The organism is Rhodovulum sp. (assembly GCF_011048875.1).
In the GTDB taxonomy this organism is placed as follows: domain Bacteria; phylum Pseudomonadota; class Alphaproteobacteria; order Rhodobacterales; family Rhodobacteraceae; genus Rhodovulum; species Rhodovulum tesquicola.
The window spans coordinates 1-10,005 of the sequence record NZ_DSDD01000049.1 but is presented as its reverse complement, the minus strand read 5'-3'; the positions used below and the strand labels follow the sequence as shown (position 1 = coordinate 10,005).

At 68.8% G+C, this 10,005-nt stretch carries 13 protein-coding genes, 1 tRNA gene and 3 pseudogenes; 8 read left to right on the top strand and 9 right to left on the bottom strand.

Going from position 1 to position 10,005, the window contains the following annotated elements:
- A pseudogene (locus ENN83_RS01745) lies at positions 1–231 on the top strand (thiamine phosphate synthase); the annotation flags it as partial.
- Here ENN83_RS01745 and ENN83_RS01740 read toward each other — a convergent pair.
- From ENN83_RS01740 to ENN83_RS01730, 3 genes are all read right to left on the bottom strand, one after another.
- Positions 228–1,046, bottom strand: a complete 819-nt coding sequence (locus ENN83_RS01740) for a lysophospholipid acyltransferase family protein (protein ID WP_287183337.1) — start codon at positions 1,044–1,046, stop codon at positions 228–230. The pseudogene ENN83_RS01745 and the gene ENN83_RS01740 overlap by 4 nt on opposite strands.
- Positions 1,043–1,819, bottom strand: coding sequence for a GNAT family N-acetyltransferase (locus tag ENN83_RS01735; protein ID WP_287183336.1), 777 nt, complete (start codon positions 1,817–1,819; stop codon positions 1,043–1,045). The genes ENN83_RS01740 and ENN83_RS01735 overlap by 4 nt, the downstream gene beginning before the upstream one ends.
- 158 nt (positions 1,820–1,977) lie before the next feature.
- Positions 1,978–2,160, bottom strand: coding sequence for a DUF3553 domain-containing protein (locus ENN83_RS01730; RefSeq protein WP_287183334.1), 183 nt, complete (start codon positions 2,158–2,160; stop codon positions 1,978–1,980).
- A gap of 38 nt (positions 2,161–2,198) precedes the next feature.
- Between ENN83_RS01730 and ENN83_RS01725 the strand changes: the two genes are divergently transcribed.
- The 4 genes and pseudogenes from ENN83_RS01725 to ENN83_RS01710 form a co-directional block, all read left to right on the top strand.
- Positions 2,199–2,792 (top strand): histidine phosphotransferase family protein, encoded by a 594-nt coding sequence (locus tag ENN83_RS01725; RefSeq protein WP_287183333.1) that lies wholly within the window; start codon positions 2,199–2,201, stop codon positions 2,790–2,792.
- A 369-nt stretch (positions 2,793–3,161) separates the two neighbouring features.
- Positions 3,162–3,296, top strand: a pseudogene (locus tag ENN83_RS01720) (cobalamin-binding protein); the annotation flags it as partial.
- 60 nt (positions 3,297–3,356) lie between these two features.
- Positions 3,357–3,515, top strand: a complete 159-nt coding sequence (locus ENN83_RS01715; RefSeq protein ID WP_165899268.1) for a hypothetical protein — start codon at positions 3,357–3,359, stop codon at positions 3,513–3,515.
- Positions 3,512–3,797: pseudogene (locus tag ENN83_RS01710) on the top strand (DUF1638 domain-containing protein); the annotation flags it as partial. The gene ENN83_RS01715 and the pseudogene ENN83_RS01710, both read left to right, overlap by 4 nt.
- Before the next feature lie 12 nt (positions 3,798–3,809).
- Here ENN83_RS01710 and ENN83_RS01705 read toward each other — a convergent pair.
- Complete coding sequence (locus ENN83_RS01705; protein ID WP_287183330.1) at positions 3,810–4,241, bottom strand: SufE family protein; 432 nt, start codon at positions 4,239–4,241, stop codon at positions 3,810–3,812.
- Positions 4,242–4,374: 133 nt separating this feature from the next.
- Here ENN83_RS01705 and ENN83_RS01700 point away from each other — a divergent pair, with 133 nt between their 5' ends.
- On the top strand, positions 4,375–4,842 hold the full coding sequence (locus ENN83_RS01700) for a hypothetical protein (protein ID WP_287183329.1): 468 nt from the start codon (positions 4,375–4,377) through the stop codon (positions 4,840–4,842).
- 19 nt (positions 4,843–4,861) lie between these two features.
- Here the strand turns inward: ENN83_RS01700 and ENN83_RS01695 are convergent, their stop codons facing one another.
- The 5 genes from ENN83_RS01695 to purM form a co-directional block, all read right to left on the bottom strand.
- A complete protein-coding gene (locus ENN83_RS01695) occupies positions 4,862–5,128 on the bottom strand; it encodes a hypothetical protein (protein ID WP_287183327.1) in 267 nt (88 codons plus the stop codon).
- Positions 5,129–5,158: 30 nt separating this feature from the next.
- Entirely contained in the window at positions 5,159–5,587 is a 429-nt protein-coding gene (locus ENN83_RS01690; protein WP_287183325.1) for a hypothetical protein, read from the bottom strand.
- A gap of 136 nt (positions 5,588–5,723) precedes the next feature.
- Entirely contained in the window at positions 5,724–6,887 is a 1,164-nt protein-coding gene (gene rnd / locus ENN83_RS01685; protein ID WP_287183323.1) for a ribonuclease D, read from the bottom strand.
- Between the two features lie 146 nt (positions 6,888–7,033).
- Positions 7,034–7,624, bottom strand: a complete 591-nt coding sequence (purN, locus tag ENN83_RS01680; protein WP_287183321.1) for a phosphoribosylglycinamide formyltransferase — start codon at positions 7,622–7,624, stop codon at positions 7,034–7,036.
- On the bottom strand, positions 7,621–8,667 hold the full coding sequence (purM, locus tag ENN83_RS01675; protein WP_287183318.1) for a phosphoribosylformylglycinamidine cyclo-ligase: 1,047 nt from the start codon (positions 8,665–8,667) through the stop codon (positions 7,621–7,623). The genes purN and purM overlap by 4 nt, the downstream gene beginning before the upstream one ends.
- 256 nt (positions 8,668–8,923) lie before the next feature.
- Between purM and ENN83_RS01670 the strand changes: the two genes are divergently transcribed.
- Positions 8,924–9,000: transfer RNA gene (locus tag ENN83_RS01670), tRNA-Ile, on the top strand.
- 116 nt (positions 9,001–9,116) lie between these two features.
- On the top strand, positions 9,117–10,005 hold an 889-nt coding region (locus ENN83_RS01665; RefSeq protein ID WP_287183316.1), incomplete at its 3' end, for a fused MFS/spermidine synthase.

Here is a 10,005-nt window from a genome sequence, read left to right as displayed (position 1 = left end):
TTCGGCCCCATCGGCGCGACGGCCCTGGGCGACGGGACGCTGGCCGAACGCGACCTGTTCGAATGGTGGTCCGAAATCATCGAGATCCCCGTGGTGGCCGAGGGCGCGCTGGATGAGGAACTGGTCGCAAACCTTTCTCCCGTCGTGGATTTCTTCGTCATCGGCGAGGAAATCTGGCGCACCGACGATGCCTGCGCGACGCTCGCCCGCCTGATCGCCGCGATGGGCTAGGCGGGCGGCATGGCGCTGCGCACCGCCGTCTCGCAGGCCCGGGCCAGCGCCTTGCGGTCGGGGTAATCGGCCACCCTGAGCGGCGGGTGATAGACCAGTTCGACCCCCCCCTGCCGTCGGGCCGCCAGCACCTTCAGCAGATGCGCGCCGAACCCCATGTCGCCCCACCAGCCATAAAAGGCCGGATGCGCGCCCGGCGGCGCGGTGTAGATCACCGTCACCGGCTGGATATGCAGGATGTCCTTCAACCCCTGCGTCAGGAACGCCGCGAAAAGCGTTGTCTTGAAAAGCAGAACCCGCCGCCCGTCGGTCGAGGTGCCCTCGGGGAAGAACAGCAGCTTGTGCCCGGCCTTCAACCGATCCTCGAAGACATGGTTATGCGCCTTCGCCTCGCGCCGGTCGCGATTGATGAAGACTGTCCCCGTCGCCCGCGCCAGCCAGCCGATGCCGGGCCAGCCCGCCACCTCGGCCTTCGAGACGAAATAGATCCGCTCGCGCGCATTCAGCGCAAAGATGTCCAGCCAGGACGCATGGTTGGCCACCACCGCGCCACGCGCGCGCATCTGCCGGCCGCGCACGGTATAGCCGATCCCGAGGATGACAAAGGCCATCCGGCAGACGAATTGCGTGATGAAGGGCGTGACCGGCCGGTGCCAGCCGAAAACCGGCCTCTCGACCAGCCGCACCAGCAGCAAAAGCCCCAGGCAACCGAAGGTCACCGCCCCCAGCGCCGCCCCGCGCCAGACCACGCGAACCCAGCCCGCCGGCGAAATCGGCGGCGCGGGCGGCGGCTCGGCGCCACGCCAGGTGCTCACCCCCGTCCCCGCGTGTAGCGCGCGCGGCTTTTCGCGTTCATCTGCGCGGTGTCCATCACCAGGCAGACGTCGATCGTGTTGAAGGCGCAGTCGATATAGGCCCCCTCGCCCACGAAGCCGCCAAGCCGCAGATAGGCCTTTATCAGCGCAGGCATCGCCAGCATCGCGCGCTTGCGGTCGATCCGGTCCTCCGCCAGCAGATCCATCCGCTGGAAATGCTCCGCGACCGCGCGCACCCGCAGCGGTTCGGGCGCAAGGAACCGGTGATGCAGCAGCGACAGCGGCTCGGCCAGCGCCTCGACATCGGTGCCGTGAAAGCTCGCCACGCCGAAGAGAATCTCGACCTCGCGCTCCAGCACATATTCGGCCAGACCGTTCCACAGGTGATACAGTGCCGTGCCGCCGCGATAATCGGGATGCACGCAGGACCGCCCCAGTTCCAGCAACCGCCGCCCGCTCTCCCCCAGCCGGGTCAGGTCGTATTCGTCCTCGGTATAAAACCGCCCCAGCGCGGCCGCCCGTTCCGAGGTCAACAGCCGGTAGACCCCCACCACATGATCCAGCGCGCCCGCATCGCGGCGCCGGTCGACCAGAATCAGGTGATCGTAATGCGGATCGAACGCGTCCCGCTCCAGCCGGTTTTCGTGATCGACCAGTGGCCCGTCCCCGTTCAGTTCCGCCACGAACACCTCGTAGCGCAACCGCTGGGCGGCGCGCAGATCGGCCTCGGTCTGGGCAAGGCGCAGCTCGAAATGGTCCTCGGGCGGGTGCATCGGCGCGGACTCCGGCAGCCCCGGCGGGGCGGTCTCGGCGCGTTCTAGGGGGCCGGGCGCCAAAGCGCAACTGCGCGCGCCACCGCGCATCCCCCCGGCCGGGCGCATCCGTTAATGCCGCGTTAACCATCTTGGGTCAGCCTTTCGCGAACAAGATATTAGGATTCGTAAACTGGCATGAGCTCTATTCTCGCCCCGTCGATCACCACCTTTCCCGCCTCGCGGAAATTGGCCGTGATCCGTGCCCCGATCACCGATTGCACCTGCCCGATGCCCCAATCCGGCCGGCCCGGATGGCGCACCAGCATGCCGGGTTCGAGGATGGAATTCATGGGCGGCATCGACTTTTCCCCCATCACCCGCCACGCGGAGTTGCGACATGGCTGATCTGACCGCCCTTGTCGGCTCGCGCATCTGTCACGACCTTATCAGCCCGATCGGCGCGATCGGCAACGGGATGGAACTTCTGGCCATGTCGCCGGGGCTCTCGGGGCGTGACGAATTCGAACTGATCGCCCACAGCGTCGCCCGCGCGAACGGGCGCATCCGGCTATTCCGCCTGGCCTTCGGCGCGGCAGGCGAAGGCTCCGAGATCGCCGGGGCCGAGATCGCCGACATCCTGTCCGACTATTACGGCGGCAGCCGGATCGAGATCGCCGCCGAACCGCCCGCCGCATTGCCGCGCGCGCTGGCCAAGGTCGTCCTGCTGGCGGTCCTCTGCGCCGAGACCGCCCTGCTGCGCGGCGGGCGGATCGCGATCAGCGGCTCGGGCAGGGATCTGGCGCTGACGGCAGAAGGCGCCCGCCTGCTGCTCGATCCGCGGCTCTGGATTCCGATCGCCGAGGATCGCGCCCCGGAGGGCGAGATCGCCGCCTCGGAGGTCCAGTTCGCGCTCTTGCCGGTCGCCGCCCGCGCGGCCGGGCGCACGCTCGCGCTCTCGCGCAGCGAGACGCGGTTCGACCTGTCGATCTGACCGCAAAGGGCCGATCCGGCGCGGCCTGCCCTGCGCCATGCCGGGGGCGCCATGAGCAAGGGAATTGACAGCTTCCCCGCGCAGCGCGCTACTCCCTCGCACCAGGGAACGAGGGAGACCCCGATGAAACATCTTGCACTTGCCGCGGCGATTCTGGCCGCACCGCTGCCCGCCCGCGCCGGATCGCTGGGGCCCTGCACCGATTTCTTCGTCTTCGGCGACAGCCTCAGCGATCCGGGCAACACGCTCTCGCAACTGCTCGAACCGGACCCGGGTCTCGCCGCGATCTATCCGCAGGGCCAGTTCACCGATGGCGCGACATGGGCGACACAACTGGGCGCCGGTCTCGCCTCGGGCGCCAATTTCGCCTTCGGCGGCGCCCCGCTGAACGAGGAATTCGGCCGCGCGATCGGGGCGGATGCCTGTTGCCGCGATGCCGCCGTCGCCGTGGAAACCGCCAAGACCTTCATCGCGCGCAAGCATAACCAGGCCGTTGTCGCCTGACCCCTTGCGGGCGCCGAGGTCGGGGCCCCATATCGGCCCCATGACCCGAGGGGAGTGCCCATGCCGTTCCGCATCTTCGCCCTGATCCTGGCCGGGGTGATCGCCGCCGCCGCCCTGACCGTCGCGCTGGTGACCGCCCTGCCCGGCCACGGCATGGCGGTGCTGATCCCGCTGGCGCTGGTGGCGGCGCTGGCGCTGCGCTTGCTGCGGCGGAAATGATCCCGCCCGGCGACCACGCGCTGACCGAAACGGCGCTTGCGCCGTCGGGCAAGGGCCGGGTGCTGGTGATCGCCTGCGGCGCGCTCGCCCACGAAGATCCTCGCGCTGAAACGGGCCAATGGCTGGGACCATCTCGACCTCGCCTGCCTGCCTGCGATCTGGCACAATCACCCCGAGCGGATCGAACCGGGACTGCGCGCTGCCATCGACCGGCACCGCGCCGATTACCGGACGATCCTCGTGGCCCATGCCGATTGCGGCACCGGCGGCGGTCTGACCCGGGCGAAAGCCGCGTCAGACGCCCTCGGCGACACAAGCGGCCTGGCTGCGGATGCGTTCCACCATCGCGCGCAGACCGTTCGAGCGTTGCGAGGACAGATGCTCGTCCAGACCCAGCCGGGCCATCTGCGCGCCCGCATCGGTGGCCAGAACCTCGGCCACCGTCCGCCCGTCATACAGCGCCCGCAGCACAGCGATCAGCCCGCGCACGATCATCGCGTCGCTGTCGCCCTTGAAACGGTAGACCGCGCCCGCGCCCTGCCCCTCGATCTCGGGCATCAGCCAGACCTGGCTGGCGCAGCCGTCCACCTTGGTCGCGGGCACCTTGAAGGCATCCTCCAGCGGGTCCATCGCGCGGCCCAGGTCGATCACATGACGATACCGGTCCTCCCAGTCCTCCAGGAACTCGAAGGTCTCGACGATCTCCTCGAATGCCGCGCTTGCCACCACCCGGGCCTCCTTGCCATTGCCCCTCTCACTTAGGACCGCCAACGCGAAAGGTCCAGCACAGCGCCTGTCGCGGCTTTTCAACAGCCCGGCTTTCGGCTAACCCGTGGGCAGGAACAACACGGGGGCCCCCATGCGCGCACGTTTCATGGTCATCCTGTCGACCGCGCTGATCCTTGGCGGCTGCGCCACGGTGCGTGAATCCCGCATCAACCCGTTCAACTGGTTCGGCGGCGCCACCCAGGAAGGCACGACCGCCATTCCGGTCAGCCGCCAGGCGGCCGATCCGCGCCCGCTGGTCGATCTGGTGGTCGAGATGGGCGTCGACCGCACGCCCGGTGGCGCCATCGTGCAGGCGACGGGCCGGCCCTCGCGGCAGGGGTTCTGGGACGCCGAACTGGTGCGCGACCCCGCCACGCCCGGCGAGACCGGCGTCCTCGTCTTCGATTTCCGCCTCGCGCCGCCCGACCGGGCCACCCGCGTCGGCACCGAACCTTCCCGCGAACTGACCGCGGGCACCTTCCTGACCGATCAGGATCTCGACGGCGTGCGCGCCATCGTGGTGCGCGGCGCGCAGAACCAGCAGCGCGTCAGCCGCTGATCCGCGCGCCGCGTCCCGCTTACGGCGTCAGCAGATAGGCCCCGCCATACAGCACCGTCAGCACCGCGATGGTGAACAGCCAGTGCCTCAGCATGGTCCAGCCCGCGCCCTTCGCGGCCGCCGGCTTGCGCGCGCAGATCGGACAGATCCTTTCCCCACCCGGACTCATGGTCCCGCAGGCGGCGCAGGCCATGTCGGGCAGGTCCGCCAGGGCCGGGGCGACAGACAGGGCCGCAGTCGTCACCGCTTCAAGTGCAAAGCCCGCCGACCGAAGCCGACGGGCCATCTTCACATCCCGCTCCGGACCGGGTGCGGCCTATTTCTGGACCTCGCCCGTGATGATCTGCCGGACGAACCGCCCGAACGCACCATCCGGCAGGCCCGAGCCGCCGCCCGACACGTCGCCGCCCGCGAGGGTCGCCCGGTCGCTCAGCAGCGGCAGGTTCAGCTTGGAGGACAGCGGCGTGGGATCCCCCGTCGACAGCTCGACATTGCGGCGGCGCTCGCTGAGAAGCGGCCAGTTGAACCGGCTGGAAAACGGCGTCGGATCGCCGGTGCGCAGTTCCATCGCCCCCGAGGCCGACCGGCTGGACAGCAAGGACAGGCCCAGCGCCGACGAGAACGGCGTGGGGCCGACCCCCGCCAGATTGACCGCGGATTTGCGACTGCTCAGCAGCGGCCAGTTGAACCGGCTCGACAGCGGGGTAGGGTCGTCGATCAACTGGTCATTCTTCTTGTCGGCCATGGCAGACTCCCGTGTTCGCCCAATACTGCCCGAAAGGTGATGCGCACAGCCCTTGCGGCAAGGGCATGGGCGCCGGGAAACCGCCGCAGCACAGAAATCTCATGCAATCGTGAACTGCGCCCCGTCCCCGCCGCGCTCAGAGCCCGACAACTTCCACATTGCTGCCCCGCGCGGTCAGCGCGACCTCGCCCCGGCACAGCCGCAGCGCGTCCTCGCCGAATACCTCGCGCCGCCAGCCCCGCAGCGCCTGCACATCGCGTTCGCCCGCCGCGATCAGGTCCAGGTCCGACGAGGTCGCGATCAGCTTCTGCGCAACCCCGGTCTCCTCGGACTTGGCCTTGAGCAGCACTCGCAACAGATCGGCCAGCGCCGGGTTCACCTGAAGCCGCGAATTGGTGCCGGGCACCTTGGGATAATCCTCGGGCGCGGTCTCCTGGGCGACACGGATGGCGGCGATGATGCCATCCGCGATCTCGCCCCGCCGCGCCTCGCGCAGCAAAAGCCGCGAGCGCGCCAGTTCCTCGATATTCTGCGGCCAGGTCGAGGCCAGTTCCAGCAGCGCGTCGTCCTTGAACACGCGGGTCCGCGGGATGTTGCGCGACTGGGCATAGCCCTCGCGGAACCGCGCCAGTTCCCGCACCACGGCCAGGAACTTGCCCGAATTGGTGCGCGTCTTGATCCGCCGCCACGCCTCCGAGGGGCGCACGATATAGGTCTCGGGGTCGGTCAGCACCCCCAGCTCCTCCCGCAGCCATTTCGCCCGGCCGGTGCGGTCCAGTTCGGCGGCCAGATGCTCGTAGATCACCCGCAGATGCGTGACATCGGCCAGCGCATAGGCCTTCTGCGCATCCGACAGCGGCCGCCGCGACCAGTCGGTGAACCGCGAGGTCTTGTCGAGATTGGCCTTGGCGATCTTGCGCACCAGCGTCTCGTAGCCCACCTGTTCGCCGAAGCCGCAGACCATGGCGGCCACCTGCGTGTCGAACAGCGGCTCGGGAAAGACCTTGCCCCCGGTATAGAAGATCTCCAGATCCTGACGCGCGGCATGGAACACCTTGACGACATCGGTATTGCGGAACAGTTCGTAAAGCGGGTCGAGCGACAGACCCTCGGCCAGCGGATCGACCAGCACCGCCGCCCCCTCGGGGCCGTCCGGGCCGGGGATCGCCAGTTGCAGCAGGCAGAGCTTGGCGTAATAGGTCCGTTCGCGCAGAAACTCGGTATCGACCGTCACATAGGGCCGGGTCGCGGCCTCCTTGCAAAAGGCGGCCAGCGCCTCGGTGGTGGTCACTGTCTTCATCTGCGCCCGTGTCCTGCCGCGTTCATGCGTCTCTCTGCTCCGGCACCACTCCCCCCTGATAATGAATGCCGGGGGGCTTGGAAAGGGTGCTTTCTGTCCGCGCAAGGATCGAAAAACCTACGGGAATCGGGCCATTGCAGGGCCGATCAGGGCAGCAGGACCGAGCTTTTGTCCCCCGCCGCAAAGCGGCGCAGGACTGCCGGATACAGAAGGTGCTCCATCGGCAGCACGCGCGCGGCCAGCGTCTCGGGCGTGTCGCCCTGCAGGATCGGCACCCGCGCCTGGCCAAGGATCGGCCCGCCGTCGAGTTCCGCGGTCACCTCGTGCACGCTGCAACCCGCCTGCGCATCGCCCGCCGCAATCGCCCGGGCATGGGTATCAAGCCCGCGATATTTCGGCAGAAGCGAGGGGTGGATGTTCAGCATCCGGCCCGCCCAGGCGGTCACAAACCCCTCGGTCAACACCCGCATGAAGCCCGCAAGGCACAGGATGTCGGGGTCTGCACGCTCAAGCGCGGCCTGCAATGCGGCCTCGAACGCGGCGCGGTCACGGCCGAAGGGGCGGTGATCGACCACAGCGGTCGGAATGCCCATCGCCTGCGCCTTTTCCAGCCCGCCCGCGCCCGGCACGTTGGACAGCACCAGAACGGGCCGCGCGGGGTGATCGCCCACCATGCTCTCGGCCAGCGCGACCATGTTCGACCCGCCGCCCGAGATCAGGATCGCGACGCGCTTCACACCAGCCGACCCCGATAGGCCACCCCCTGCCCCGGCACGACCCGGCCGATCCGGTGAACTGTTTCACCATCTGCCGCCAGCAGATCGGCCAGCGCCTCGGCCCGCTCGGGCGCCACCGCCAGCACCATGCCCAGCCCGGCATTGAAGGTCTTGAGCAGTTCCGCCTGATCCATCCCGGCCGTCCCGACCAGCCAGCGGAAGACCGGCGGCAGGGTCCAGGACGACAGGTCGATCTCGGCTCCCAGCCCCTCGGGCAGGACACGCGGCAGGTTCTCGGTAATCCCGCCGCCGGTGATATGGGCCAGCGCATGCACGCCCCCCGCCCTTGTCGCCGCCAATGCGGGACGCACGTAAAGCCGCGTGGGCGTCAGCAGCGCCGGGCCCAGCGGCCCCTCGGCAAAGGGCGCGGGCGCGTCCCAGCCCAGGCCCGCCACCTCGACCACCTTGCGCACCAGCGAATAGCCGTTGGAATGCACCCCGTCCGAGGCCAGCCCCAGCAACACATCGCCCTCGGCCACGCCAGCGGGCAGATCGGCGCCCCGCTCCATCGCGCCCACCGCAAAGCCCGCAAGGTCGAAATCGCCGTCGTGATACATCCCCGGCATTTCCGCCGTCTCGCCGCCGATCAGCGCACAGCCCGCCCGGGCGCAGCCCTCGGCGATGCCTTCGATCACGGTTGCGGCCTCATCGACCGACAGCTTTCCGGTCGCGAAATAGTCAAGAAAGAACAGCGGCTCCGCCCCCTGGCAGACCAGATCGTTGACGCACATCGCGACAAGGTCGATCCCCACCCCGCCCAGGTCCCCGGTGTCGATGGCGATCCGCAGCTTGGTGCCCACCCCGTCGGTCGCGGCCACCAGCACCGGGTCGGTGTAGCCGGCCGCCTTGAGGTCGAACAGCGCGCCGAACCCGCCCAGCCCCACCATCACGCCGGGCCGGGCGGTGCGTTTGGCGGCGGGCTTGATCCGTTCGACCAGCGCATTGCCCGCGTCGATATCGACCCCCGCCGCAGCATAGGTCAGGCCATTCTTGCGCTCGCTCATCGACGCCCTCCATCTGGTCGGCGCAGCGTTAGCCGATCCCCCGCCCCCTGTCCACGGGGCCCACCGCACGCCCCGTTAACCGCCCGCCTGTCCGCAAAAAGGTCCGATGGAAGTCCGATGGAAATCCGATGGGGTTCCGATCGCCATATCCCTGCAAGACAAGGCCGTTAACCCCGAATCTCACCGCATCGCGAACTCCGCGGCCCGATGGCCACCTTGACGGCCCGCGCCGCTCTGCTACTCAGGGCCACAGGTCGGGCCTGTAGCTCAATTGGTCAGAGCAGGGCGCTCATAACGCCTTGGTTGGGGGTTCGAGTCCCTCCGGGCCTACCAGATTTCCGATGTCTGCCGATCCCGCTCCGGATCCGTCCGGCATGTGGAAAAACCTCTTGCCGAGCCGTATCCCGGTTCCGCAAATGAACCGGCAGACCCAAGGACAAGGCCCGGCCATGACCCAATCTTCTCCAGCCGCACCGATCTGGCTGCTGGTCGCCCTGCAGGGCATCGTCTCGGCCGCAAGCCTTGTGGTCGAGATCGTGGCGGGGCGTATGATCGCGCCCTATGTGGGCATGTCGCTCTATACCTGGACGGCGATCATCGCCGTGGTGCTGGCGGGGTTCTCGGCCGGGCATTGGTGGGGCGGGCGGATCGCCGAGCGCGACAGTCCCGCCGCGCTGCGGCGCACCGGTTGGGCCATCGTGGGCGCGGCGCTGACCACGGGGGGCGCGGTTTTGCTGCTGCGCCAGGTCGCGGGGCCGGTGCTGGAGGCGGTATCCCAGCCGATGGCGGCGATCACGATTCTGGCCGCGGCGGTGTTCTTCCTGCCCTCGTTCTTTGCAGGCGTTCCCGCGCCGGTGCTGTCCATCGTGGCGATCCGCGCGGGCGGTCGGTCGGGGCACGCGCTGGGGGCGATGTTCGCGGCCGGCGCGCTGGGGGCCATCGCCGGCACGCTGCTGGCGGGCTTCCTGTTCATCTCATGGCTGGGCACGAAACTGACACTGGCCGTCGTCACCGCCTGCTATGCCATCGTCGCGGCGATCCTGTTCCGGCTGGCCGCAAGGCCCGGGATCGGTGCGCCCGCGCTGGCGGCGCTGGTCGCTGCGCTGGGGCTGGCCGGCGGCGGGCTTGCCCTGCCCCGGATCTGCGATACCGAAAGCCAGTATTTCTGCATCCGCACCGTCGAACTTGTGCCCGAGGCGCCGGGCAGCGTGCGGCTTATGGTGCTGGATCATCTGGCCCATGGCATTTCGGGCCGCGACGACCCGACGCTGGCCTATACCGAACATTCCGCGATGCTGGACGGGATCACCCGGATGCGGATGCAGGACCGGGCCTTTC

Excerpts from the sequence above, each read along its gene's own strand:
- ENN83_RS01735 (WP_287183336.1), bottom strand. The coding sequence starts at position 1,819 with ATGCACCCGCCCGAGGACCATTTCGAGCTGCGCCTTGCCCAGACCGAG.
- ENN83_RS01690 (WP_287183325.1), bottom strand. The coding sequence starts at position 5,587 with ATGGCCGACAAGAAGAATGACCAGTTGATCGACGACCCTACCCCGCTG.
- ENN83_RS01725 (WP_287183333.1), top strand. The coding sequence starts at position 2,199 with ATGGCTGATCTGACCGCCCTTGTCGGCTCGCGCATCTGTCACGACCTT.
- ENN83_RS01715 (WP_165899268.1), top strand. The coding sequence starts at position 3,357 with ATGCCGTTCCGCATCTTCGCCCTGATCCTGGCCGGGGTGATCGCCGCC.
- rnd (WP_287183323.1), bottom strand. The coding sequence starts at position 6,887 with ATGAAGACAGTGACCACCACCGAGGCGCTGGCCGCCTTTTGCAAGGAG.
- ENN83_RS01700 (WP_287183329.1), top strand. The coding sequence starts at position 4,375 with ATGCGCGCACGTTTCATGGTCATCCTGTCGACCGCGCTGATCCTTGGC.
- ENN83_RS01695 (WP_287183327.1), bottom strand. The coding sequence starts at position 5,128 with ATGGCCCGTCGGCTTCGGTCGGCGGGCTTTGCACTTGAAGCGGTGACG.
- purM (WP_287183318.1), bottom strand. The coding sequence starts at position 8,667 with ATGAGCGAGCGCAAGAATGGCCTGACCTATGCTGCGGCGGGGGTCGAT.
- ENN83_RS01730 (WP_287183334.1), bottom strand. The coding sequence starts at position 2,160 with ATGCCGCCCATGAATTCCATCCTCGAACCCGGCATGCTGGTGCGCCAT.